Raw genomic sequence first — 24981 nt, 5'->3', positions numbered from 1 at the left:
TTGCAAGCGACAATGCACGGACCGGATTCCATCAAAAAGCGCTTGCTCCGCATCGATCCGGATCAAGCGCTGCTATGTATATGCGAATTGTTTAGGCATCTTATTGTTCCAAAGTATTTGTGGATTCTCCGAAGTATAACAGGCTGTCTTCGTTGATTGTTTCCAGCTTTTCTTTGTCGACGCCCATTTCCAATGTGCCCGTAAAAATCGGCTCCCACCAGTTTTTCTGTTCGTTCATGATGATTCCTCCCATTCTTTCCGAATGTAATTGTTTGACTATTCTATACCCCACAAGGTTACACTTATAAACAATGAAATGAAAAAGGAGCGATGGCTTTGATAGCGATTGGAATTATAGGCGCTGGAATCGTAGGGGAACGTATCATCAAACAAATCCAGCAAAACGACGTAGCACAGATTAAAGCCGTTTTTGACACCAATGTGGACAGACTAAACTTTATCGAACAGCAATACGGAATACCGGTCACCGATTCTTTAGACGAATTGTTCCAAGCCGACATTGACTGGGTGTATATTGGCACGCCGCCGAATAGCCATGCCGAGCTTGCAGAAACGGCAGCGAGAAGAGGTTTGCACACTTTGTGTGAAAAGCCACTTGCTCATGACGCGCAGGCAGCCCAAGCGATGGCGGAATCTGCGACAAACAACCGAATCCACACTGCCATGCATTTTCCGTTGATGTATTCGCCGATTGTGCGCGACATGGCTATTCGCATTAAAAGTGGGGATATTGGCAAAATTCGCCGCATCGAATTGCACACCGTCTTTCCTGTGTGGCCACGGCCGTGGCAGCAAAATCCATGGATCGGCTCAAGAGATCAGGGAGGCTTTGTCCGCGAAGTGTTCCCTCATTACCTCCAGTTGATGCACCGCCTGTTCGGCACATTAGATATTGCTGCGCATCAAGCAGATTTTCCGGAAGACGCCGGAAAATGTGAAACCGGGATTATCGCCCATGGCAAGACTCAACAAGGATCGCCGTTTCTACTGTCCGGCATGAGTGGTGCCGGGCAAACGGAGTTGCTGCAATTCAAAGTGTACGGAGAAGATGGTGTGCTGACGCTTGAAAACTGGTCGCGTTTGTACCGGGAAGAACAAGGGAAAACACGTGTGGAAGTGCAAACGGAAACAATCGTGCCTTCGCTATTTGAAGAAATGGAAGAACAATCGACGTTTCTCGTCGGTTTCGATGAAGGATTAGTCGTTCAGCGATACATTGATCAATTATTGCAAGAACCCACAGGAGGTAATCAATCGTGAATTTTACAGCGAATGACGTAGAGGATATGATCGCCGACCAACGCGGCTATTATTTTACAGGCGTAACAAAATCAGCGGATTTCCGTATCGCCCAGTTGCAGCGTTTGAAATCAGCTATTCAAGCTCATGAAGATGATATTATCGAAGCCTTACAAATCGACCTTGGCAAAAGTGAGTTCGAAGGGTATGCGACAGAAGTGGGCTTTGTGCTCGATAGTATTGGCTATATGACAAAGCATCTTGAAGACTGGATGAAGCCTGAGCAAGTCAAAACACCGATTCATTTGCAACCGGCAAAAAGTTTTGTCATTCGTGAACCGTATGGATCGGTGCTCGTCATTGGTCCGTTCAATTATCCGTTTCAATTGGTAATGGAGCCGCTTATCGGCGCATTGGCATCAGGGAACTGTGCCGTCGTCAAGCCGTCAGAGGCGACGCCGAATGTTGCGCGTATTCTGCGTACAATATTAGAAGAAAGTTTCCAACCTCATTATGTGAGAGTAGTGGAAGGAGAGCGTGAGGAAGTGACGGCGCTGATCCACGCATCGTTCGATTATATTTTCTTTACGGGCAGCGTGCCTGTCGGAAAAGTGGTCATGAAAGCGGCATCCGAGCGGCTGACACCTATTACCTTGGAACTTGGTGGCAAAAGCCCAGCAATTGTTGACCAGACAGCCAACCTGGAGCTTGCGGCGAAGCGCATCGCCTGGGGCAAATTCATGAACACTGGCCAGACCTGTGTGGCGCCCGATTATATTTGTGTCCACGAATCGGTAAAAGACGCGTTTATGAAAGTGTTCATCGAGACCATCCGTAAATTTTACGGCGACAATGCTCAAGACAGCCCAGATTACGGCCGCATCGTTAACGTCAAACATCACGACCGGCTGACAGAAATTCTTGAGAAGGAACGCAACCACATCGTTTACGGCGGTGATGTTGACCGCGTGGATCGGTATATCGAACCGACTTTGATCGATGGTGTCACGTGGGATAGCCCGTCAATGGAAGATGAATTGTTCGGGCCAGTTCTGCCGGTTATCACTTACAACGACTTGCCAAAATTACTCGGTGAGATTCGCCGTTTGCCGAAACCCCTTGCTGCCTATATGTTTTCAGAGAACGACCGGGCCGTCCGGTTCTTCTTGGATCAATTGCCATTTGGCGGAGGCTGCATCAACGACACTGTTTCGCACGTCGGAAGCGTCTATCTGCCTTTTGGTGGCGTCGGATCTTCTGGCTTGAACTCCTATCATGGAAAAGCAAGCTTTGAGACCTTTACGCACGCCAAATCAATCGTCAAAAAGTCGACAAAATTATCGACCAACTTAACGTTCCCTCCGTATAAAAACAAAGCAAAATGGATCCGGACAGTATTGAAGTAAAAAGTGTGCTTTAGCTTTGTGGAATGGTGACAATAAGTAAAGAGATAAAAAAGCCTCCCGCCATTCAGGTGGGAGGCTTTTGGTTAGGGTGCAGACGTAAGCGGCAACGTGACAATGACGCAGGCACCTTGTTCTTCAGAACTTGCGATCGCTAAGCTGCCGCCATGTTCTTGTGCTATTTTTTGAGAAATTAATAGACCAAGCCCAGTTCCCGTAGCTTTCGTCGTATAAAACGGTTCGAATACCCGTTCTGCGAGTTGCGGCGGAATGCCAGGACCATCGTCTTTAAAAGAGATCTTCAGTTGTGCGCCTTCGTGATGGGCAGTTATTTTCAAAATGCCGCCGTGTTCCATCGCTTCGATTGCATTCTTTAGAATATTGATGAACACTTGCTTTAAGTGATGCTCTTCTCCTTCTGCGAAAAATGGCCCCGAGACGTCTGCTTTGACCGAAATATGATGAAGCACGAATTCCGGCCCGAACAAAAAAATACATTCATCGAGAACTTTGCCGATGTCGAGCTGTTTCTTTTGGGAAGCTTGCGGTTTCGCCAGAATCAGAAATTCACTGATGATCAAATTGATGCGCTCAAGCTCCGATTGCATCAAGGAAGTGTAGTTCGGATAGCGGTGGTTCGGGTCATTATGCATCATTTGGACAAATCCAGAGATGACGGTCATCGGATTCCGAATCTCATGGGCCACTCCTGCGGCGATTTCACCCGCCATTTTCAATTTTTCCGTTTGCAGAAGCATCCGTTCTGTTTCTTTGCGATAACTGATATCACGGGAAATGACAGACGTGGCGATGACCTCACCATGCGAATCGAAAATCGGCGACAGCGTGATTTGGGCAGGGAACCGTGTGCCGTCATGCTTGATATCTTCGGTTTCCAGTGTGAAGCTTTCGCCTTGGCGGACTTTGGCTGCGCGCCGTTCTGCTTCTTCTGCGCATTCTGGCGGATAAAGAGGAATGACTTTGCCGAGACAGCTATCAGCAGTCCAGCCGTATAATTGAACGAAGGCAGGATTGATCGCGATGATGCGCCCTTCAAAGTCAAAAACGGCAATGGCGTCTTTGGCTGCCTGGAAGAATAAATCGAGATAGCCTTCTTTAGACGTGAGGGCTTTTTCCATCGAGGCATTGCGCAGTTCCAATTGACGCCAATAATTACTGAAATAAACGCTATGCAAAATCGTCAACAGCATCACCAGCCCGAAAAACATCAGCATTGAAACATAGATATACTCTAACGAACCGTTTGACTGGAAGCGCCCGAAAATAACTGTCAGCACAATCACTTCGGTAATGGTCAACAATGACAAGGCGAGAAGGGACCGGGTATCGTTATAAAGCGACGCCGCCACAATCGGGAGAATGAAGTAAATGGCTGTAATAAACGACAGCGATTCAAACTGCAAAATTAAGATATAGATATTTAATGCAATTAATATGGCAAAACGCAACCGGGAAGGGGGCAATTTCGTATATAGTAGAGTAAATAATGCAGAGTAGGCGAGCATGCCGAATATCGGCGCGATGATGGAAGCGTTAAAGTCGACAAAATAATTTAAGACCAAATGCGCCAGGCTGCCAAAGCCGAAAAGATGGATAAATAATTGATTGCGCTTGCGGGTTATCAGTGAGCGTTCCATAATTGCACCTCATCATGCTAAGAGTCTTACTCATCTTACTATAGTCGGGACTGTGCGAAAATGGCAGTTTTTGATATGATTAAAAAATCAAGGAGTGATTAAATTGGCTTTTGACTGGAAAGAACAAGAAACGATCAACACCTTGGAGCAATTGGTGAAAATCCCGAGTCCATCCGGCTACACGATGCAAGTAATGAATTTCGTCACGGATTTTTTCGACCAGGTGTCCATTCCATACATAACAACAAATAAAGGCGGCGTCATCGCAACGATTAAAGGGCAGGACGATAAACGCCATCGCTTGCTTACGGCACATGTCGATACGCTCGGTGCAATGGTGAAAGAAATCAAGCCATCCGGGCGCTTGAAGCTATCGCTGGTGGGCGGATTCAAATTCAACGCCATTGAAGGCGAGAATTGCTTGATCCACACTGCAGGCGGTGAAACCATTACTGGCACGATTCTACTTCATCAGACAACGGTCCATGTGTACCGCGATTCGGGCACAGCTGAGCGTTCAGCAGACAATATGGAAGTACGCTTGGACCTCAAATGCAGTTCGGCAGAGGACGTCCGCAAACAAGGCATTGAAGTAGGAGATTTTGTATCATTCGATCCGCGTTTCATCAAAACGGAAAGCGGATTTATCAAATCACGCCACCTCGATGACAAAGCGAGCACCGCCCTGTTGCTGCAATTGGCAAAGCAAGCGGCAAATGGGGAAACTTTGCCCCAGACAACTCATTTCTATATCTCCAATAATGAAGAAATCGGCTATGGCGGCAATTCCAATATTCCAGTAGAGACGGAAGAATACATTGCTGTCGATATGGGAGCCATTGGAGATGGCCAACAATCCGATGAATACACGGTTTCGATTTGTGCTAAAGATTCGAGTGGTCCTTATCATTACGGGCTGACTCGCCAATTGATCGCTTTGGCAAAAGAGCGGAACATCGAGTACAAAGTGGACATTTATCCGTATTATGGATCTGATGCTTCTGCAGCAATCGGGGCTGGTGCTGATGTAAAACACGCATTATTTGGCCCTGGGATTGAAGCATCCCACGCGTATGAACGAACACATAGCGATTCTTTAAAAGCAACAGCAGCACTTCTTCATGCGTATATCAACTCACCGCTCGGGTCATCATACTAGGGGGATTTTAGATGGACAGCAAGCAATTATTTAATCATATTTCAATTTCATCCATAAAAGGGGAATTGCCCGAATCTATTTCTCATATCACAATGGATTCCAGAGAGATTGTGCCAGGCTCCTTATTTGTCTGCATTAAAGGCTATACCGTTGACGGCCACGATTTTGCTGAACAAGCAGTAAAACAGGGCGCTGCGGTTATCTTAGCGGAAAAACCACTGAATTTAGAAGGCGCAGCTGTCGTAACAGTTCTCGATACAAGCCGGGCACTTGGCATTTTAGCGGCGCGCTTTTATGACCACCCTTCCAAACGGCTGAATATGATCGGCGTGACGGGGACCAACGGAAAAACCAGTGTCGCGGGAATGCTTCACGCGATGCTTATGGAACTCGGGAAAACCTCCGCTTTGACCGGGACAATTGGTTTCAATTTAAACGGGGAACTGCATCCATCCGCGAATACGACAAGCGATGCCTTAACAACACAGCAAATGATTTGTCGCGCTTTAGAGGCGGGGAGCTCCCATATGACGATGGAAGTTTCTTCACATGGTCTCGTTCTAGGCCGGTTGGCTGGCGTTGAGTTCGATACGGCTATTTTTACGAATTTAACTCATGACCATTTGGATTTTCACGGAACGATGGAGGAATACGGCCACGCCAAAGGGCTGCTGTTCTCGCAACTCGGACAGGATTTGACGCAGAACAAACGGGCAGTCTTGAATGTAGATGACGAATGGTCTGAAAAATTTGCAGCCATGACTCCTTTCCCTGTCTATACGTATGGCTTGGAGAATGACGCGATGTTCCGTGCGACTGATATCCGGTTAGAAGCAAAAGGAACGTTCTTTACTTTGCAATGTCCATCCGGTGATTTTCCGATTCAGATGAAATTGCTCGGTCACTTTAACGTTTATAATGCACTGGCAGCGATTGCAGCATTATTTGCAGAAGGCCATCCGATTGAACGGGTAATCGCTGCGCTCGAAGCCATTTCTCCAGTCGAAGGCCGTATGCAAATGGCAGAAATCGATGCACCCGTCTCGGTTTTCATCGATTATGCGCACACGCCGGATGCAATTGAAAAAGCCATTGCCGCTGTCGAGGACTTCAAGACCGGCCGGCTTATCTTTTTGGTTGGCACAGGGGGCAATCGTGATAAGACGAAGCGGCCCATCATGGCAGAAAAAGCCTCCGTTGCGGATTATGTCGTCCTGACAACAGACGATCCGCGTTATGAATCGTACGACAGCATCTTGAGCGATCTAGCGGCAGGCATGCAACATGAGCAATATGCTTGCATCGGAGACCGCGAAGAGGCAGTCCGTCACGCCGTACAGCAGGCACAAGCGGGCGATATCATCATTTTAGCTGGCAAAGGGCATGAAGATTATCAGATTATCGAAAACAAGAAATACCCTCATAGTGATAAAGAAATAGCAGAAAACGAAGCGCAGCGTAAATTCGGATCATGAACGAGAACGGGGAAATCGAAGTATTTTCCCCCGTTCATTTTTGCGTTTCAGCTATGAGCGCTTTCCGCAACTTCGGGCGATAGTTCTTGTTTTTTGCACGGTCCTTCTCTAAGATAGAGAGAGGAAATTAAAGGAGCGTATACAATGTCAGACCAATTACAACAAGCAATTGAAAGCAGAAGAACTTTCGCAATCATCTCCCACCCGGATGCTGGGAAAACGACTTTAACGGAAAAACTTTTGCTGTTCGGCGGCGCGATTCGCGATGCCGGAACAGTCAAAGGGAAAAAGACCGGGAAATTCGCTACGTCCGACTGGATGGAAATCGAGAAACAGCGCGGTATTTCCGTTACCTCATCTGTTATGCAATTCGATTATTCAGGCCATCGTGTCAATATTCTCGATACTCCTGGGCACCAAGATTTCAGTGAAGATACTTACCGCACATTAATGGCCGTCGACAGCGCGGTTATGATCATCGATGTTGCCAAGGGGATTGAAGCTCAAACCGTGAAGCTATTCAAAGTCTGTAAAATGCGCGGTATTCCGATTTTCACCTTTATCAACAAAATGGACCGCCAAGGTAAAGAGCCTCTTGAATTGATGGAAGAGCTGGAAGAAGTGCTTGGCATCCAATCCTACGCAATGAACTGGCCAATCGGCATGGGGAAAGAGTTCATGGGCATTTACGACCGTTTTAACAAGCGCGTTGAACCATTCCGCACTGATGGCGAGCGTTTTATGGAACTTGATGAAAACGGCCACCTTGCTGGAGAACATGAAATGAAGCAAACTTCCTATTACACGCAAGCGTTAGAAGATATCGAATTGCTGGAAGAAGCAGGAAACAAATTTTCCTTTGACCGCGTAGAAAAAGGCGAATTGACGCCTGTATTCTTTGGTTCAGCACTGGCCAATTTTGGTGTCGAGACTTTCCTGGAAACTTATTTGCAATTTGCGCCGCAACCGCAGCCGCGATTGACCAAGCAAGAAGATATTGTCGATCCTGTAGAAACACCGTTTTCTGGCTTTGTCTTCAAAATTCAAGCCAATATGAATCCGGCGCACCGTGACCGCATCGCTTTTGTCCGCATCGTCTCAGGGGAGTTCGAGCGCGGCATGAACGTCACCTTATCACGTACCGGAAAATCTTTTAAACTATCGCAAACCACCCAGTTTCTAGCGGATGACCGGGAAATGGTCACTGAAGCGGTCGCTGGTGATATTATTGGGCTTCACGATGTAGGCAATTACCAGATCGGCGATACGATCACAAGCGGCAAGAAATTCGAATTTGAAGCCTTGCCTCAATTTACACCGGAATTGTTTATGAAAGTGACGGCAAAAAACGTCATGAAGCAAAAGCATTTCCATAAAGGAATTCTACAGCTCGTCCAAGAAGGCGCTATCCAGTATTACAAAACACTGCATTTGGAAGAAGTCATTCTTGGCGCAGTTGGACAGCTTCAGTTTGAAGTGTTCGAGCACCGCATGAAAAATGAATACAATGTAGACGTCAGAATGGAACCAGTCGGCAATAAAATTGCACGCTGGATCGAAAACGAGGAAGATGTTAAAGAGTCAATGTCAAGTGGCCGCTCCATGCTGGTTAAAGACCGCTATGACAATTTAGTGTTCTTGTTCGAAAACGATTTTGCAACGCGCTGGTTCCAAGATAAAAATCCGGAAATCCGCTTGTATAGTCTTCTATAAGAAATAAATTTCCAACAGCCTGCCTTTTTGGCAGGCTGTTTTTGGTATACTGGCAAACAAGCTATTATTTTTCATTGCTACGGAAAACATGGCGGTCTTGTGAACAGACGACCTTAAGTTTGCGGTACAGGGCATTTTTTCTTATGATTAAAGGACCAGGCATAGAGAGGGATTGAAGAAATGAAACTAAGCGATTTTTCCATTAAGCGACCAGTACTGACCATTGTGACGATGATTTTGGTCATCATTCTAGGGGCGGTATCGTTTCTTCGCATACCGGTAACGTTAATTCCAGAGTTGAATCCGCCGATTGGCGTAGTAGTTACCAATTACCCAGGAGCCAGCCCGACGGAAGTAAACGAAAAAGTGACCAAACCGCTAGAAGAAAGCTTGGCGACTTTGCCGGGAATCGAATCGGTTCAGTCGAATAGCCAAGAAGGATCCAATTTCATCTTGCTGGAGTTTGGCTGGGACACAGATATTGACGATGTGCAGTCAGAAGTCACACAACGAATCGCCCAAACGCCGATTCCGGACGACTCAAACGATCCGCGCTTCTTGAAATTCGATCCGTCGCAATTCCCAATCATCCAATTGTCTTTGCGCGCTACTGACGCTGGGCAAGATGTCCGTGCCATTGCAGAAGAGTTGGAAACCCAGCTGCGTCAGACAGACGGCGTAGCGAGCGTGAACGTCTCCGGCTCTTTGATCGAGGATATTTCGATCAAGCTGGACCCCGAAGAACTCGAAGAAAGGGGATTGCAGCAAGCAGATATTGTTCAATTGATCCAAGCAAACAATATTTCCTTACCAGGCGACCCCATTGAAACGGAAGACGGGCGCAATTTAACAACGCGCATTGTCAGCACGCTCGAAAGTGTTGAGGACCTTGAAGACTTGATCGTGACGGTCGATCCACTTTCCGGCGACAATGTCACAGTGGCTGATGTTGCGGAAGTCGCAGTGACAGAACGGGAAACTAGCAGCGAGACGCGTGCCAATGAAGAGCCGGCGGTATTGCTGTCGGTGCTTCAGGAATCCGGTGCCAACACAGCAGACGTTTCGACCGCTTTTCAAGAACGTCTCGATGAATTGCTTGCAGAAGAGCGCTTCTCGGCTGTAGAGGCGGATATTCTATTTGACCAGGGAGACTATGTTAAACTGGCCATCAATAATATCGGACAAACTCTAATCCTGGGCGGCATATTCGCGATGCTGGTGTTGTTCTTCTTCCTCCGCGGAATCAAGAGCCCAATCATCATCGGTGTGGCAATTCCTTATTCGGTCATCGTGACCTTTGTATTGATGTTCTTTGCCGACTTCGCGTTGAACATTTTGACACTTGGTGCTTTAGCGCTTGGCATTGGGATGCTTGTCGATAATGCCATTGTCGTCATCGAAAACATCGAACGCCATTTGGCGATGGGCAAAAAGCCGAAACAAGCAGCATCAGATGGATCGCGTGAAGTGGCTGGGGCAATCACTGCTTCGACATTGACCACTGTCGCCGTATTCGTTCCAGTTATTTTCATCTCCGGCCTAATCGGAGAAATTTTCTTTGAGTTTGCGTTAACGATTTCGTTCAGCTTAATCGCTTCGCTTGCTGTCGCCCTCACTGTCATTCCAATGATGGCTTCTCGGATGCTCGGCCAAAAAGACGGTAAACCAAAGACAGTGAAGCCTGATTCTAAAGGTGTTCGTGGATTTGAGAAAAGCGTATTGTGGGCATTGCGCCACCGCATTCTTGTGCTGTTGACCGCCTTGTTGTTCCTTGGCCTTGGCGCATTCGGTGTTTCCCAAGTGGGAACTGAATTCTTGCCGGCGACAGATGAAGGATTCGTCAGCGTTACGGTTGAGCTCGAAAACGGTTCGTCGACAGCGGCAACCGACGAAGTAGTGCAAAGAATAGAAGAAGAACTGAAGGCTGAAGAAGAAGTCGATGTATACGTCAGCTTGATCGGCGCGACTCAACAAGGTCAGGCGCAAGGCAGCGCAGAATCCAATACGGCAGAAATTTACGTGAAACTCGTGCCGCTGGATGAACGCGAACGTTCGGTCTTTGAGTTCGTCGATGATGTACAGCCGCAAGTCCTTGAGGAAATTGGGGACGATGCACTTGTCAACTTTAATCTGCAAACAGCAGCCGGCTCAACACCTAATACATTGAGCTTTACGGTGACCGATACGGACAAACAGCGATTAGATGAAGCGGTTGCTGCAATTGACGGTGAATTGGCTAGCCTACCGAATGTGGTCGAATTGACCAACGACCGTCAGGAAACGATCGACGAAATACAGATGACGATCGACCGGGAAGCAGCGACTGAAAACAGCCTGGCCCCGGTGCAAATTGCTCAGACAGTCAACAACATCACGCGCGGCGTGCTTGCAACACAAGTTATCGATGAACGTGATGAAGTGCTCAGCGTTTTTGTTTCTTATGACGAAGAGCAGCGGGACAGTGTTGAAAGCTTACGTGAACTGACACTGCGCACACCATCCGGCGCATTTGTCGAGTTACAGGACCTGGCTGATATCGAAGTCGCACAAGGGCCTGTTTCGATCAGCCGAGTGGACCAGGCTGAAAGTGTATCATTCACGCTGCAATATCCGTCCAATCAAACATTAGGAGATATCTCCACTGTAGTCGATGAAGCAATCGCAGATTTGGATCTATCGGATCAGACAGTGGTTTCCTTTGGCGGAGACCGCGAGCTGTTCGAAGATTCCATCGATGATATGTTATTGGCTGTTGTATTGGCGATCGTTCTCGTTTACATCGTGATGGCCGCACAATTCGAGTCATTCAAATATCCATTGGTAATCATGTTCACGGTGCCATTGATGGTCATCGGGGTGTCGATTGCGCTATTCGTCACACAGACGCCAATCAGCATCACCGCCGTCATCGGAGTCCTGGTCCTTGTCGGAATAGTCGTCAACAACGGGATTGTGCTCGTTGATTACATCAATCAACGAAAAGAAGCTGGACTCGCTTCCTTTGAAGCGATTGTGACGGCGGTTCATGACCGGAGAAGACCGATCTTAATGACGGCCTTGACCACAATTTTAGGTCTCTTGCCATTAGCCATCGGCATTGGAGAAGGCACTGAAATTAACCAGCCGATGGGGATTGCCGTTATCGGCGGCTTGATCAGTTCGACTTTCCTATCCCTCTACGTCGTTCCGGTTGTCTACAGTTTGTTTGACCGGGAGACGCGCTTTATGAACAGCAAGAAAAGAAAAGCGGCTAGAGCAGAGAAATAAATAAACAAATTAAAAAACCTGTGCAGAGAGCTCTGCACAGGTTTTTCATCTGAAAATTTCATGCTTGCCCCTTCATTTTTTAGTAAAATACAGAAAAGGGGTGTGATTGGATGAATAGAATGGTCTTTACGGGTTTCCCGGGATTTATCGCCACGCGGTTGATGGAGTCGTGTGCACAAAAAGGGTTTAGCTTGTCGGCAATCGTTTTGCCTAGCGAGATGGAAAAAGCACAAAAGCAGGCTGATCGAATTAGGCAGCAAACAGGCTGTGGAACGATCCGTTTACTGCCGGGAGACATCACAATGGCGGGCTTGGCGCTTTCAGAGGAAGATAGATCCTGGTTGGAAGACCAACAGCTCATCTTTTGGCATTTGGCGGCTATCTACGATTTGGCAGTGCCGGAACACATCGCGAAAAAAGTCAATATTCTCGGTACACAAAATATCAACGACTTAGTCAAATCATTGAATAAGCTGGAGCGTTATATGTATTTCAGCACCGCTTATGTAGCAGGCAACAGAGAAGGCATATTGCGCGAAGATGAACTCATCCGTCCCCAAGCATTCAAAAACCATTACGAAGAGACGAAGTATGAAGCAGAACTCCTCGTCGAGCAATTGAAACCACAAGTGCCGACTACGATCATCCGTCCGGGAATCGTCAGGGGGCACTCAGTAAGCGGGGAAACATCCAAATTCGACGGCCCATATTTTTTCTTGAATATGATTGACCGAATGAAGCATTTGCCGGCTATCCCGTATATTGGGCATTCGAATACCACCATAAATGTAGTGCCTGTCGATTACATCCTTGACGCCTCTATTTATTTGAGCCAACTCAAAAAAGCGGAATCGGCAACCGTTCACTTGACTGACCCCGAGCCCCATCCTGTAGAAGAAGTATACCGGGCAATGGTCTTTGAAATGACCGGACGCTATCCGAAAGGAAGAATTCCAAAGAATCTCGCAAAGTTCTCGATGTCGATGCCAGCCATTCGAAAACATCTCGGAGTCGAAGCGGAAACTTTGGATTATATGGACTGGCAAGCGCATTTCGATACGCAAAATGCGCTTGCCTTATTAAAAGAAAGTGGCATCCGGCCAGCAGATTTTCTCGAAACCATTCCCGCTATGGTAGCCTTTTACAACGAGCATAAAAAAGACCGCACTTATCATGTGACCATTGCCTAATAGTTTACATAGGATAGGCAAGTGCTATAATACAGCTACAGACAAATAATTCGGACTCTCGACAAAGGGGAGTAGCTATAGGGAAACCTATTTCACAGTCGTCAAGACGTGGCTTTTGGCCATCGGTTGTGATAGCGCATAGTATAACGCTTAGCAAGACCTTTGCCTTTTGTAGGCTTGGGTCTTTTTTGTCGGGGAAAAATAGGAGGAGAAGTATGGATACATTATTATTGGAATATGCATGGGTCTTGCTTGTGCTGATTGGGCTCGAAGGTTTGCTCGCTGCTGATAATGCGGTAGTGATGGCTGTCATGGTCAAGCATTTGCCGAAGCGCCAGCAGAAGAAAGCCTTATTTTACGGTTTGGCAGGAGCCTTTGTTTTTCGGTTTGCCGCTTTGTTCATGATCACCTTATTAGTGAATATATGGCAAATACAGGCGATCGGCGCGGCATATTTGCTATTTATCTCAGCCAAACATATATACGACCAACGACAAGGTGAAGAGCATTCGATAGAGCCTGAAACGACAAAAGGATCAAGCTTTTGGATGACGGTCTTGAAGGTGGAAGTGGCCGATATTGCTTTTGCCATCGACTCGATGCTCGCCGCCGTAGCGCTGGCAGTGACTTTGCCGCATCTCGGAGAGTTTGACATCGGCGGTATTAATGGAGGGCAGTTTGGCGTGATGTTAGCGGGGGGCTTGATTGGCGTAATCATCATGCGTTTTGCTGCGCATAAATTCGTCCGGCTATTGGAAAAGTATCCTCAGCTTGAGACTGCGGCATTTGTAGTGGTCGGCTGGGTAGGCATTAAATTGGTCGTTTTGACTTTATCCCACGAAAAACTGGGCGTCCTGCCGCATGACTTCCCGCATTCAACAGGGTGGACGATCACATTCTGGCTAGTATTACTGGGCATTGTTCTGGTTGGCGTATTAACTGGCCTTAGAAAGAACAAGCAACAAAATGCGTAGGCGCTTAACAAATAACCTTGCGGAGTAAATGCTCTGCAAGGTTATTTTTCTGCAATTTTTCACATGACGGACACAAGAGAGACTTGTCACACGAATGTAATACTCAGCACGCCCCCTCGTTCTTCTAAATTCTTAGACTGAAAGCTACAATAGAGTAAATGGATTTGAAATGGGGTGAGTTGCATGCTATTGACTGCTTTGGGCGGTTTGTTTGGTTATCGAGAAACGCCGGCTGAAACTTTGGCTAAGCTCGCGCAACAAGGCGATGAAGACGCTGAAGAACAATTGATTTCTTCACATATCCCGTTCGTGAAAAAAACCGCCGCACAAGTATGCAAACGGTTCATCGACGATCATCAGGATGAATACAGCATTGCCCTCCTGGCTTTTCATGAGGCGATTCGCCAATACCGTCCGGGACATGAGGCTTCATTTTTAACGTTTGCCCATATGGTCATCCGGCGTAGAGTGATCGACCATATTCGGAAAGAGAGCAGGCGGCAGGAATTTAGCCATGATTTCATGGCTTTGCCGAATGAAGATCATCACAACCCTATCGGCGACCGCGCATCGGCTGCTTTCTATTCAGAACAGGAGCAGACGGCTAAGCGGCGTGAAGAAATCATGCAATTCGAAGAAATGCTCTCAACGTTCGATTTGTCTTTCCAAATGATCGCCAAAGTTTCTCCAGCGCATGAAGACGCAAGGCGAAATGCCATCCAGATTGCGCAATTAGTGGCGGAAACAGATGAATACAAGCAATTTTTGCTCGATAAGAAAAAACTTCCGGTCAAGGATATTGAGGCATTGGTCCAGGTCTCAAGGAAAACCATTGAGCGAAACCGGAAATACATAATAGCAATGGCTCTCTTGATGATGAGCGAGTTGCATTATTTAAAAGATTATTTAAAGGGGCGGTTAAACTAATGCAAATGCAAAAAGGCATATGTATGGAACTTGATGGAGACCGTTCTGTCTACATGCTCGCAGATGGACGCTTTGTAACCGGCAAGCCAACAGCTGACACGGTCGTGGGCGATGAGGCATATTTCGAACCCGTAAAGGTTTCGAATCGTCGTTTCAAGCCATTCGCCATGCCGCTTATCGCATCCGTTGCCGCGCTGTTTTTGTTTATTTCCACATGGGTGCTGCCTACTGATGAAGCGTATGGGTATGTGCAGGTCGAATCCAATCCCGGTATTGAAATGGGAGTGAATGACGATTGGCATGTCATTTCAATGAGGGACTTGAATGAAGATGGCAAACAATTGATTGCCAAATTGGCGGATTGGGAAAATGAAGAATTTGAAGCGGTATTGCAAAATGTCCTCAGTTTATCTGTAGACGAAGATACTGAGCATGTGACCATTACCACAGTACAAGAAGGTGATGGAACGGATGCTACGGTCAAAGTCGAACAAATCGCTTTGGCGGCGTTGTTCACGGGAAACAATCAAGCATTACAAATACATTTGAAAAAAGCGAATAAAAAACAATGGCGTGAGGCGAAAGAGCAGCAAGTGCCAGTAGCCAGGCTGATAGAGAAAGACCGGACTTTTACATCGCCGCGCAACCAAGAAAACGACGTGCAGCCTGCACAAAATGAAGGCATCAAGGTAAAACAAGAACCGGAAGACCAGGAATCCCCTGCCAAAGTTCAACGACCTGAACCTCCCAAGGCTAAAAAGGAAAATGAACCAGCTTCTACAAATAGCAATAAAGAGGAAAAGCCCAAAAAACCAGACACTCAGTCTAAACCGGCATCAGATAACACTGACAACAACAAAGTTAAAGAACCTGCTGTAAAAGTACCAGCGGCTCCAAAAGAGACGAAAAAACAAGAAAAACCGGAACCCGTAAAACCCAAAAGCTCAAATGCTGGAGAAGGCAATAATTCCGGGAATTCCAAAGCCAAAACAAAGCCGAAAAAAGAGCCCGCTTCTTCTAGTAACAGTAAAGCCGAACAGTCAAAACAAGACAGCCAAAGCAAAGGCAATCCAGTTCCAGACAAGCCGAAAGACCAGGAAAACAAACTCAACAAAGGCAAAGACAATAGCAATAATAGCAACAGCAACGAGAAGGACAACAGCAACAACGGAAACAACAAAAACAACAAAAACAGCAACAAAAACAGCAACAAAAACAGCAATAACAACAGCAATAACAACAGCAACAACAGCAAGGAAAATAGCAATACTAACAGCAATTCATCAAAGGCAGATAAGGAAAAGACCAAAAAACCGAAGGACTAGGGAGAAACAGGTTATGCCTTTTGTGAAAACAGCTGTCCATTTGGCCGAAGAGTAGCACAGCCGGTGACGGTTTGATCTAAAAAAACGCTTATTCCTCGAACACCGCACCATGCGGCAATGTCTAGGGGAAAAAAGCGTTTTTTTTATGGCATTTGGAAAGTAAACAGCAAAAGTGGCGGTTTCCGGCGGAATATTTACAAGGAAGGCGGTGCTTTACAAAAAAGCCCTTTTCTTTTCACTGTACTTTACATAGAATGGGAAGAGAGTTAGTTGCAGAAGGGAATTTTACGCTTATGAACAAATCATTTCAACGTGTCCGAAATCTTACACCTGCACAGGCAATCGTAGCGTATTATTTCGTAGCGATTGCTTTTTCCTTTTTGCTTTTGCGGCTTCCGGGAGTCCTGCAGCCTGGAGTGAGCATGACCTACATCGATACGTTATTTACCGCCGTTAGCGCGGTTAGCGTTACCGGCCTGACCGTCATTGATGTCTCCCAGACTTTATCCGTGTTTGGCATCATCGTTTTGATGGTCATCTTGCAGTTCGGCGGTATTGGCATCATGTCGATCGGAACATTTTTCTGGATTCTTCTCGGCAAGCGAATTGGGCTGAGAGAACGCCAATTGATCATGGTCGACCACAACCAATCGAGCATGGCAGGCGTCGTCAAATTGATTACCGAAATCGTTAAGATTCTCTTGTTGATCGAAGCGATTGGTGCACTCATTTTGACTGTCTACTTCACGCAATACTTCTATAGCTTCGGTGAAGCACTTTTACACGGCGTGTTCGGATCGGTCACAGCAACGACCAATGGCGGATTTGACATTACAGGTGCATCTTTGCAGCCCTATGTCGATGATTATTTCGTCCAAATCGTCAATATGTTATTAATCATTCTTGGGGCGATTGGCTTTCCTGTATTGATCGAGTTAAAAGAGTTCTTGTCGAATGAAACCAAAAACTTCCGCTTTTCATTGTTCACTAAAATTACAACGAGCATCTTCGGCATGCTGCTTGTTGTCGGAACGATCGGCATCTTGATCTTGGAGTCGGTTAATGCATTTAAAGGAATGTCGTGGCATCAGACCTTCTTTGGGGCGTTGTTCCATTCGGTCTCTTCCCGCTCCGGTGGCTTGGTGACCATCGACATTACCCAGTTCAGCGACGCGACCAATGTATTCATGAGTGCGCTTATGTTCATTGGGGCCTCGCCAAGTTCAGCAGGTGGCGGTATCCGGACGACCACTTTTGCAATCGCCATTTTGTTTTTGATCAATTTTGCAAGAGGCAAGAATACCATTCAAATTTTCAACCGTGAAATCGAGTTGATTGATGTGTTTAGGTCGTTTGCAGTTTTGTTCCTTGCGGGGACAATGGTCATCGTTGCGACGATGCTGTTGATCATCACTGAACCGAATGCATCGATCGTAGAGATTCTCTTTGAAATCACTTCAGCATTCGGTACGTGCGGGATGTCGCTGGGACTGACGAGTGACTTGTCCTCAGTCGGCAAAGTGATCGTCATGATTTTGATGTTCATCGGCCGCGTTGGCTTGATTTCCTTCTTGTTTACCATCGGTGGAAAAACAGATCCAACAAAATTCCATTATCCGAAAGAGCGTGTCATCATTGGATAAGTCGGCCTTGCGTGCTATTCGGCCAGCAAAGGGATATAATTAAAGCAATCGAGTGATTATAGCAGAAATGAGTGAACGAAAATGAATGAAGACATTAAGCAGTCATTGAAACTGTTTATCGTGTTGTCCCGTGCGCATAAAGCAATCTCGGAACAAACCAACCAATTTTTTCAGGAAAACGGCGTCAATCCAACAGAATTTGCAGTGCTGGAGTTGCTTTATCATAAAGGGCGCCAGCCGCTACAAAAAATTGGCGGAAAAATCCTTCTAGCGAGCGGATCGATTACTTATGTTATCGATAAGTTGGAAAAGCGCGGCTTTATTACGCGCGTCAACTGCCCGACCGATCGCCGCATTACGTATGCGGAAATTACAGAAGAAGGAAAGGCATTTATGGCGGATATCTTCCCGTCTCACGAACAAAAATTGCATGACTTGACGGCTGCTTTATCTACTCAAGAAAAAGAACAAGCCATCGAATTGATGAAAAAAATCGGTTTGTCGATCAAAGACTTATCCTATTAAAAAAAGATCCTCCGCTTGGGAGGATCTTTTTCTATTTTTATCCGGGCGTTGCTTTACAGTGGCAATGGAAGAACGATGAACAAGAGAACGAGCACCACCAAATGAGTGATGATGAGCAGCGGCATGCTGCGCTTCCATTCATAAAGTAAGCCGAGCAATACACCGGCAACAACGCCCGCTACGATGCTTGGCCAAAATCCGCTGAAAGCTAAGGCGATGCCGAATAAGAGCGAAGCGCCCAAGATAGCGAATGGCGGCTTCATATATTTTTTCAGTTGCTGCTGTATATAGCCGCGCCAGAAAAGTTCTTCACCAGGCACGATAACAAACATCAGCAATAGGTAATGCCAAATGCTAGTCGGGGCAAACAAGGTTTGCAGAGCAGATACAGGCCCTTCAACATTCAGTGGAAGGACATCGAATACCAGGTAGCCAATCGCTAAAATGGCATAGATGATCGTACCGAACACAAGGCCATATATTAATGATTTCCAGGTTTTTAATTCATCGAATACAGAGTAATGAACAAGCGCGATCGACATCAAGACTAAAATCGCAAATGTGTGCATATACCAGAAGATGGCGGTGTTTTCGAAAGCCAAGTGGTACAAGTAAAGCGAAAGCGGCAACAGCCAAATCAGCGTATGGCGCTTTAATAAAGTAAACATAAAAAAATCCTCCTAAAATCAACCAACGCTGCCCATATTGTAGGGTCAAGCGTGATGTAGCTGGACGAGTAAGGTTTCGTCCGTATAGTATTATAACAGAAGCATTTTAACAAAACGAAAAGAAAGGGGAACATTTCATGACTGATTATGCGAATGAACTAGAACGATTAAAAACGGGGGAGATCGAAACACTCGACATCCCGAAAGAGGAATTCCTGAAATTCCGTGAGATTTTAACTGAAAGGGAAGACTTCAAGCATTTTCGTGGAACCGCATTCCATCACGGCAAAACACAATACGAATATACGATAGAACCATCAAAATAAAATCTAAGCAAAAATGCCGTTGCGTCGTAAGTCTTACAAAAAGTGATGAAGTTTTTTTGAAAAGAGGTTTAGCCCTTGTTTGGAGAGGGCATAGTATACTTGAACACAGCAACATTCTCATTTCCCCCTTTTGTGGCCGGACCTTTATGGATCGGCCTTTTTTTTTATGCCAAAAAGAAGGGTGAATAGACTGATAATTTTTGCTATTATGGAAGTACAGAGGAGGCAATCAAATGAAAATTGGATTTATTGGTACAGGGGTCATGGGTAATAGCATTGGACGCCATCTGCTGGAGGGAGGCCATGAGCTTTCTGTATTTACAAGAACTGCAAAAAAAGCTGACGATCTCTTGGAACGAGGCGCATCATGGAAAGATACGCCTCGGGAACTGGCAACAGATGCAGAAGTGATTTTCACGATGGTCGGTTACCCGGAAGATGTCAGAGAAATCTACTTCGGCGAGAACGGCTTATTAGCCAATGCTAGCAGAGGAACGGTGCTCGTCGATTTGACCACTTCCCAGCCGAAACTGGCTCAGGAAATTTCAGATGCAGCACGTGCTAAAGGTTTGCATGCACTGGATGCCCCAGTTTCTGGTGGGGATATCGGCGCAAAAAACGCGGTGCTGTCCGTTATGGTCGGCGGCGAGGAAGACGTGTTCAAGCAATTGCTTCCACTGTTTCGGTTATTTGCAGGCAACATCATTCTCCAAGGCCCGGCCGGTTCTGGACAACACACAAAAATGTGCAACCAGATCAATATCGCAAATAATATGTTAGGAGTCTGCGAATCGTTGATTTATGCAAAAAAAGCAGGATTGGACCCGGAGAATGTGCTGCGATCAATTTCAGCTGGTGCTGCTGGATCTTGGTCATTATCGAACTTGGCTCCGAAAATGATAGAAGGCGATTTTCGACCTGGATTTTATATCAAACATTTCATCAAGGACATGAAAATAGCGGTAGAGGAATCTGAACGATGGGGCTTGGAGTTGCCAGGATTGAAGTTATCGCTCGGCATCTATGAGGAGCTCGAACGTGGAGGAGATGGTGACTTCGGCACACAAGCCTTAATTCGTCATTTTGACTTTGTGGAAAAATAACCAAAAAAAAACCGGCAAAATGCATTTGCCGGTGGATCAATCGAAATAGGATTTTTTAGGTGTATAGAAACGATTCGTTTCTTTCGGTTCATAGCGCTTGGAAAAAGCCGAGAGCGCAGTCTTTTTTTCCTGTGGCTTCAGCCCCGTATAATTTTGAAGCAATTCTTTCGCATGCTTCAGGTTCATACGGCTTGGCGGATTGCGATAGGATTCGTCCAAGTCACCAAAATGCTCGAGCGAATGGAAATCTTCCTTTTTGGGAAGCATGTGAAAATAATAATTACCGCATTTTACGAGGACAGATGATTGTTGTTGGCTTTTTCGGGGGTTTTTGCTGAAGTGCAGGCCAAGCTTTTGAGCTCGTTTTTGTTGAATCATCAGATTCAAAGATTGTTTTTTTAATGCATACAGAAATTGGTTGTCAGGAGCAGTCTTAGCGTGGCGGTTAACAGTGAAGATAGCTTGAGCGATTTCCGAATCTTTCGTCGTCAGGGACATGGACTCATTCCTTTCGCAATAGTGGATAAATTAATCTTTGCTTATCATATCAAAATTTTCAGTCACTGTACATAAACCGAATTCGATAAAAAACTGCAGATAAGACTCAAAAAAGGGGATGTTGAAATGTTAAGTGAGCAAACAATAATTGTAACCGGTGGTTCTAGTGGGATGGGCTTTCACATGGCAGAAAAATTTGCTGCTGAAGGGGCAAACGTCATCATTACGGGACGTGATATGGAAAAATTGAATGAGGCCTTGACTAAATTATCAGCGCTACGCGGACAGGCGGAAGCTTTCCAGATGGATGTCCGTGAGCCCGAACATGCTAAGGCGATGGTCAGTTTCGCTCACGAAAAATTCGGGAGAATCGATGGCCTCGTCAATAACGCGGCCGGAAATTTCATCGTCCATGCAGAGAAATTATCGCCAAATGGCTGGCGCTCTGTCATTGATATCGTCTTGAACGGGACGTTTTTTTGTTCTCATGCTGTAGGGAATTATTGGATTGAAAATGGAACAAAGGGGAATATACTAAATATGTTGGCAACATATGCCTGGAATGCCGGCGCTGGCGTTGCACACTCTGCCGCCGCAAAAGCCGGGGTCATGTCGCTGACTCGAACGCTTGCGGTCGAATGGGGTACGCAATACGGCATTCGTGTCAATGGAATTGCTCCTGGCCCAATCGAACGGACGGGAGGAGCGGAAAAATTGTTTGAGTCGCAAGAAGCGGTGCAACGGACTTTGAAATCTGTTCCTTTAGGACGGCTTGGAAAACCCGAAGAAGTGGCAGAACTGGCGGCTTTTATCATGTCGGAAAAAGCAGCTTATATGAATGGTGAAATCGTGACCTTAGACGGTGGACAGTGGTTGAATAAGTTTCCTTTTTAAGGCGAAATCCCCAATTAAATAGTTTCGGGAACCGTATTATGTTATGATGTAATCGAAGTGTTTCAGCATCATATGCGATGCAAAAGGAGTAGAGCACATGATTTCATTACCGAGCAAAGATTTTCTAGAAACCCCGATTGAAGAATTTGTCATCTCGTCCGAAAAAGTAGCACATGTCCAAATCGGCAATAGTGCCGAGCATGCTTTATTGGTTTTGACGAAGACCGGCTATTCAGCCATCCCGGTTTTGGATGCGAAGTACCGGTTTCACGGCTTAATTAATGCCCAGCGCATCACAGATGCCATTCTTGGAATGGACCATATAGAATATGAGAAACTAGGCAATATACGAGTCGAGGAGATCATGCAGACTGACTTGCCGCTGATCCATTTAAATGACCGCTTTCAAAGAGCATTGGATTTAGTGATTGACCAGAATTTCCTGTGTGTTGTGGATGACCATGGAATGTTTATGGGTATCTTAACGAGACGGATCGTCTTAAAGCAATTAAAAAAACAACTATACCAGTTCAAACGATAATCACCCTGAAAAAGGTCTCATCCATTGAGGCCTTTTTTTCTGCTGGTTGTGAAAGAAGGGAATAACATGAAACAACCGAAACGCCCACTCATTTTACTGGCAGTCATGCTGGCGATGTTCGTCTCGGCAGTTGAAGCGACCATAGTTTCGACTGCCATGCCAAGTATTGCTGCAGATCTCGGGGGCTTCTCAAAATACAGCTGGGTGTTTTCTGCTTATTTATTGATGAGTACCGTGACGGTGTTATTATATGGCAAGTTGGCGGATCTTGTTGGCAGGAAAGCGATTTTTGCTTTCGGCATGCTGTTGTTTTTATTCGGGTCATTACTCTGCGGTTTAGCGGACTCGATGGAGCAATTGATCGCTTTTCGCTTTATCCAGGGGCGGGAGCAGGGGCCATCATGCCGATTGCCTCGACTATTGTGGGAGATATATATTCCGCAGAGGAACGGGCAAAGATCCAAGGGTATTTGTCCAGCGTATGGGGCATTTCAGCCATCGCGGGGCCTGCCATCGGAGGCGTCTTGGTGGCGACGATTGGCTGGCAATATGTGTTTTGGGTCAACTTGCCGCTTGGGATCTTATCGCTGCTAGGCATCGTGATTTATCTAAAAGAACCAGTGCGCACGGAACGGGCGAAAATCGATTATAAAGGCGCCTTGTTTTTAACGCTTGCCCTGAGCAGTGTCTTGTATTTGCTGATTGAAGGGGGCGTGTCTTTCAATTGGCTCTCGGCTCCTTCTTATGGGCTTGCAGTGATGGGCACCTTGTTCTTGTTTTGGTTCGTCAAAGCAGAGCGTGCGTCGAATGATCCGATGATGCCTTTTGAAATTTGGCATAACCGGGCGATCCGCTATGCGAATTTGGTTTCACTTGCAACGGGAATTATTTTGATCGGCATATCCAGCTATTTGCCGGCTTATGTGACCGGCGTCATGGAACAGCCGGCCGCAATCGCCGGCTTCACGTTAACGACGATGTCGATCGGTTGGCCAATCGCTTCGGTCTTTTCCGGCAGGCTATTGATCAGCATTGGTTATTTCCGCACTTCGCTGCTTGGAGGAGCGTTCCTGCTGTTTGGAACCGCGTTGTTTGTTTTCATGCAACCTGGATTTGGGCCGTTATGGGCAGGGATGTCGAGTTTTTTCGTCGGTGTCGGCATGGGATTGACGAGTACCGCTTTTATCGTCTCCATCCAATCCGCTGTTTCCTACGACAAGCGCGGGGCTGCTACGGCTTCGAATATGTTCATGCGTAATCTTGGCAGTACGATTGGCGTGGCGCTTCTCGGCAGCATATTAAATAGCTCGCTGCTAAACCGGCTAAATGATGTGGGGAGCCGTCTGTCGCTGGAGTCGGTCAACGCTATTTTAAGCATAGATAGTCGCGCCAAATTGCCTGAAGCAGAAAAGCAAGTATTGCAAGAAGCATTGGCTTTTGGACTGCGCAATGTTTACAGCATCGCATTTTTCTGTGCCTTGATCAGTGTTTTGCTAATTTTCGGCTTGAAGGGATTGAAAGGAGTGAAACCGGATGTCCAATGAAGAACTGATTATCAAAGTGCTGGCTGAAGAAGGCAATATGCGAAAAGCAGCAGAACGGCTGTTTCTGTCGCAGCCAGCCTTATCACAGCGATTGCAATCGATCGAAAAGGAGTGGGGGCAACAATTGTTTGTGCGTTCCCAGAAAGGCTTAACTCCCACTCCTGCGGGTGAATTAGTCATCCAATACGCAAAGGAAGCGGTCGTGCGGCGGGAAGAAATGGTAGAACAACTGCATGCTTTAAGTGAAAAAGTGCATGGCACCTTGAAAATTGCCTGCGCATCGATTATCGGGCAGAACTGGCTTCCGAAAGTATTGAAAGATTTTATTACACTGTATCCTGAAGCGAAAGTGCAATTGATCACCGGCTGGAGTTCTGAAATTGTCCGTGCTTTGTACGACGGCGAAGCGCATATCGGCATCGTTCGGGGCCAGACCGACTGGAAAGGCCCGAAGATTCATTTATTTAAAGACACTTTGTATTTGGTCGACAAAGAAATCAGTTCGCTCGAAGAAGTGATGATGACCGAGCGGCCGTTTATCCAATTTAAAAGCGATTCCACTTATTATGAGGAAATCCAACAGTGGTGGCAAAAGCATTTCGCCTCCAACCCGAAGCGCCAAATTACGGTCGACCAGATCGAGACGTGTAAGCAAATGGCCGTCAATGGAATCGGCTATGCAATTTTGCCATCGATTACCCTCACAGGGGCAGAAGATGTCCATACGGTGCCGCTGACGAATAGCGAACAGGAACTTGAATTGACCCGGGACACATGGCTGATTGGCTATGAATCGTCTTTCCAGCTTCGGCAAGTCGGGGCATTTGTCGATATTGTCAAAAAACATGCCACTCTGTTAAGCTAAAGGATGTATTATTATACTGAATC

General features: G+C 46.4%; 21 protein-coding genes and 1 pseudogene. 18 read left to right on the top strand and 4 right to left on the bottom strand.

The window, feature by feature from the left end; all coding sequences use genetic code 11:
- Positions 1-100: 100 nt before the first annotated feature.
- Complete coding sequence (locus tag BBI11_RS16485) at positions 101-238, bottom strand: hypothetical protein (protein WP_167358155.1); 138 nt, start codon at positions 236-238, stop codon at positions 101-103.
- A 92-nt stretch (positions 239-330) separates the two neighbouring features.
- Between BBI11_RS16485 and BBI11_RS10680 the strand changes: the two genes are divergently transcribed.
- Entirely contained in the window at positions 331-1281 is a 951-nt protein-coding gene (locus tag BBI11_RS10680; RefSeq protein WP_068463122.1) for a Gfo/Idh/MocA family protein, read from the top strand.
- Positions 1278-2666 carry an aldehyde dehydrogenase gene (locus tag BBI11_RS10675; RefSeq protein ID WP_068463120.1) on the top strand — a complete coding sequence of 463 codons (1389 nt, stop codon included), beginning with the start codon at positions 1278-1280 and terminating at the stop codon, positions 2664-2666. The genes BBI11_RS10680 and BBI11_RS10675 overlap by 4 nt, the downstream gene beginning before the upstream one ends.
- A gap of 83 nt (positions 2667-2749) precedes the next feature.
- Here the strand turns inward: BBI11_RS10675 and BBI11_RS10670 are convergent, their stop codons facing one another.
- Positions 2750-4321, bottom strand: coding sequence for an ATP-binding protein (locus BBI11_RS10670; RefSeq protein ID WP_068463118.1), 1572 nt, complete (start codon positions 4319-4321; stop codon positions 2750-2752).
- A 103-nt stretch (positions 4322-4424) separates the two neighbouring features.
- Between BBI11_RS10670 and BBI11_RS10665 the strand changes: the two genes are divergently transcribed.
- The 10 genes from BBI11_RS10665 to BBI11_RS10620 all read left to right on the top strand — a co-directional run bounded on the left by BBI11_RS10665 (position 4425) and on the right by BBI11_RS10620 (position 18519).
- Positions 4425-5480 carry a M42 family metallopeptidase gene (locus tag BBI11_RS10665; RefSeq protein WP_068463117.1) on the top strand — a complete coding sequence of 352 codons (1056 nt, stop codon included), beginning with the start codon at positions 4425-4427 and terminating at the stop codon, positions 5478-5480.
- An 11-nt stretch (positions 5481-5491) separates the two neighbouring features.
- Entirely contained in the window at positions 5492-6955 is a 1464-nt protein-coding gene (locus BBI11_RS10660; RefSeq protein ID WP_068463116.1) for a UDP-N-acetylmuramoyl-L-alanyl-D-glutamate--2,6-diaminopimelate ligase, read from the top strand.
- Positions 6956-7099: 144 nt separating this feature from the next.
- Complete coding sequence (locus BBI11_RS10655) at positions 7100-8668, top strand: peptide chain release factor 3 (RefSeq protein ID WP_068463115.1); 1569 nt, start codon at positions 7100-7102, stop codon at positions 8666-8668.
- 180 nt (positions 8669-8848) lie between these two features.
- Positions 8849-11935: an efflux RND transporter permease subunit gene (locus BBI11_RS10650; RefSeq protein WP_068463109.1), complete on the top strand. Its 3087-nt coding sequence runs from the start codon at positions 8849-8851 to the stop codon at positions 11933-11935.
- A gap of 110 nt (positions 11936-12045) precedes the next feature.
- Positions 12046-13125: an SDR family oxidoreductase gene (locus BBI11_RS10645; protein ID WP_068463108.1), complete on the top strand. Its 1080-nt coding sequence runs from the start codon at positions 12046-12048 to the stop codon at positions 13123-13125.
- A gap of 215 nt (positions 13126-13340) precedes the next feature.
- Positions 13341-14099 (top strand): TerC family protein, encoded by a 759-nt coding sequence (locus BBI11_RS10640; RefSeq protein WP_068463107.1) that lies wholly within the window; start codon positions 13341-13343, stop codon positions 14097-14099.
- Positions 14100-14282: 183 nt separating this feature from the next.
- On the top strand, positions 14283-15026 hold the full coding sequence (gene sigI, locus BBI11_RS10635; RefSeq protein ID WP_083389059.1) for an RNA polymerase sigma-I factor: 744 nt from the start codon (positions 14283-14285) through the stop codon (positions 15024-15026).
- On the top strand, positions 15026-16351 hold the full coding sequence (locus BBI11_RS16370) for an anti-sigma-I factor RsgI family protein (RefSeq protein ID WP_068463105.1): 1326 nt from the start codon (positions 15026-15028) through the stop codon (positions 16349-16351). The genes sigI and BBI11_RS16370 overlap by 1 nt, the downstream gene beginning before the upstream one ends.
- Positions 16352-16644: 293 nt before the next feature.
- Positions 16645-17994 carry a TrkH family potassium uptake protein gene (locus tag BBI11_RS10625; protein ID WP_068463103.1) on the top strand — a complete coding sequence of 450 codons (1350 nt, stop codon included), beginning with the start codon at positions 16645-16647 and terminating at the stop codon, positions 17992-17994.
- An 81-nt stretch (positions 17995-18075) separates the two neighbouring features.
- On the top strand, positions 18076-18519 hold the full coding sequence (locus BBI11_RS10620) for a MarR family winged helix-turn-helix transcriptional regulator (RefSeq protein ID WP_068463101.1): 444 nt from the start codon (positions 18076-18078) through the stop codon (positions 18517-18519).
- Positions 18520-18572: 53 nt separating this feature from the next.
- Here the strand turns inward: BBI11_RS10620 and BBI11_RS10615 are convergent, their stop codons facing one another.
- On the bottom strand, positions 18573-19187 hold the full coding sequence (locus BBI11_RS10615; protein ID WP_068463099.1) for a CPBP family intramembrane glutamic endopeptidase: 615 nt from the start codon (positions 19185-19187) through the stop codon (positions 18573-18575).
- Positions 19188-19324: 137 nt separating this feature from the next.
- On the opposite strand from BBI11_RS10615, the gene BBI11_RS10610 reads away from it, so the two are divergent.
- Entirely contained in the window at positions 19325-19513 is a 189-nt protein-coding gene (locus tag BBI11_RS10610; protein ID WP_068463097.1) for a hypothetical protein, read from the top strand.
- Positions 19514-19746: 233 nt separating this feature from the next.
- Complete coding sequence (locus BBI11_RS10605) at positions 19747-20616, top strand: NAD(P)-dependent oxidoreductase (RefSeq protein WP_068463092.1); 870 nt, start codon at positions 19747-19749, stop codon at positions 20614-20616.
- Positions 20617-20652: 36 nt separating this feature from the next.
- On the opposite strand, the gene BBI11_RS10600 is transcribed toward BBI11_RS10605, so the two are convergent.
- The gene (locus BBI11_RS10600) at positions 20653-21114 is read right to left on the bottom strand and encodes a YkyB family protein (RefSeq protein ID WP_068463090.1); all 462 of its coding nucleotides are present in this window, start codon (positions 21112-21114) and stop codon (positions 20653-20655) included.
- A gap of 126 nt (positions 21115-21240) precedes the next feature.
- On the opposite strand from BBI11_RS10600, the gene fadH reads away from it, so the two are divergent.
- From fadH to BBI11_RS10580, 4 genes and pseudogenes are all read left to right on the top strand, one after another.
- Positions 21241-22008 (top strand): 2,4-dienoyl-CoA reductase, encoded by a 768-nt coding sequence (gene fadH / locus BBI11_RS10595; RefSeq protein WP_068463088.1) that lies wholly within the window; start codon positions 21241-21243, stop codon positions 22006-22008.
- 97 nt (positions 22009-22105) lie between these two features.
- Positions 22106-22549, top strand: coding sequence for a cyclic-di-AMP-binding protein CbpB (gene cbpB / locus BBI11_RS10590; RefSeq protein WP_068463087.1), 444 nt, complete (start codon positions 22106-22108; stop codon positions 22547-22549).
- A gap of 66 nt (positions 22550-22615) precedes the next feature.
- Positions 22616-24093: pseudogene (locus BBI11_RS10585) on the top strand (MDR family MFS transporter).
- A complete protein-coding gene (locus BBI11_RS10580) occupies positions 24083-24958 on the top strand; it encodes a transcriptional regulator CcpC (protein WP_068463086.1) in 876 nt (291 codons plus the stop codon). The pseudogene BBI11_RS10585 and the gene BBI11_RS10580 overlap by 11 nt, the downstream one beginning before the upstream one ends.
- Positions 24959-24981 lie beyond the last annotated feature (23 nt).

Source organism: Planococcus maritimus (assembly GCF_001687625.2).
In the GTDB taxonomy this organism is placed as follows: Bacteria; Bacillota; Bacilli; order Bacillales_A; family Planococcaceae; genus Planococcus; species Planococcus maritimus.
This window is presented reverse-complemented; position numbering and strand designations above follow the sequence as displayed.

What these genes read in the sequence shown, in the direction of transcription:
- BBI11_RS16485 (WP_167358155.1), bottom strand. Translation starts at nt 238, where the DNA reads ATGAACGAACAGAAAAACTGGTGGGAGCCGATTTTTACGGGCACATTG.
- BBI11_RS10680 (WP_068463122.1), top strand. Translation starts at nt 331, where the DNA reads ATGGCTTTGATAGCGATTGGAATTATAGGCGCTGGAATCGTAGGGGAA.
- BBI11_RS10670 (WP_068463118.1), bottom strand. Translation starts at nt 4,321, where the DNA reads ATGGAACGCTCACTGATAACCCGCAAGCGCAATCAATTATTTATCCAT.
- BBI11_RS10660 (WP_068463116.1), top strand. Translation starts at nt 5,492, where the DNA reads ATGGACAGCAAGCAATTATTTAATCATATTTCAATTTCATCCATAAAA.
- BBI11_RS10655 (WP_068463115.1), top strand. Translation starts at nt 7,100, where the DNA reads ATGTCAGACCAATTACAACAAGCAATTGAAAGCAGAAGAACTTTCGCA.
- BBI11_RS10650 (WP_068463109.1), top strand. Translation starts at nt 8,849, where the DNA reads ATGAAACTAAGCGATTTTTCCATTAAGCGACCAGTACTGACCATTGTG.
- BBI11_RS10645 (WP_068463108.1), top strand. Translation starts at nt 12,046, where the DNA reads ATGAATAGAATGGTCTTTACGGGTTTCCCGGGATTTATCGCCACGCGG.
- BBI11_RS10640 (WP_068463107.1), top strand. Translation starts at nt 13,341, where the DNA reads ATGGATACATTATTATTGGAATATGCATGGGTCTTGCTTGTGCTGATT.
- sigI (WP_083389059.1), top strand. Translation starts at nt 14,283, where the DNA reads ATGCTATTGACTGCTTTGGGCGGTTTGTTTGGTTATCGAGAAACGCCG.
- BBI11_RS16370 (WP_068463105.1), top strand. Translation starts at nt 15,026, where the DNA reads ATGCAAATGCAAAAAGGCATATGTATGGAACTTGATGGAGACCGTTCT.
- BBI11_RS10625 (WP_068463103.1), top strand. Translation starts at nt 16,645, where the DNA reads ATGAACAAATCATTTCAACGTGTCCGAAATCTTACACCTGCACAGGCA.
- BBI11_RS10620 (WP_068463101.1), top strand. Translation starts at nt 18,076, where the DNA reads ATGAATGAAGACATTAAGCAGTCATTGAAACTGTTTATCGTGTTGTCC.
- BBI11_RS10615 (WP_068463099.1), bottom strand. Translation starts at nt 19,187, where the DNA reads ATGTTTACTTTATTAAAGCGCCATACGCTGATTTGGCTGTTGCCGCTT.
- BBI11_RS10610 (WP_068463097.1), top strand. Translation starts at nt 19,325, where the DNA reads ATGACTGATTATGCGAATGAACTAGAACGATTAAAAACGGGGGAGATC.
- BBI11_RS10605 (WP_068463092.1), top strand. Translation starts at nt 19,747, where the DNA reads ATGAAAATTGGATTTATTGGTACAGGGGTCATGGGTAATAGCATTGGA.
- BBI11_RS10600 (WP_068463090.1), bottom strand. Translation starts at nt 21,114, where the DNA reads ATGTCCCTGACGACGAAAGATTCGGAAATCGCTCAAGCTATCTTCACT.
- fadH (WP_068463088.1), top strand. Translation starts at nt 21,241, where the DNA reads ATGTTAAGTGAGCAAACAATAATTGTAACCGGTGGTTCTAGTGGGATG.
- cbpB (WP_068463087.1), top strand. Translation starts at nt 22,106, where the DNA reads ATGATTTCATTACCGAGCAAAGATTTTCTAGAAACCCCGATTGAAGAA.
- BBI11_RS10580 (WP_068463086.1), top strand. Translation starts at nt 24,083, where the DNA reads ATGTCCAATGAAGAACTGATTATCAAAGTGCTGGCTGAAGAAGGCAAT.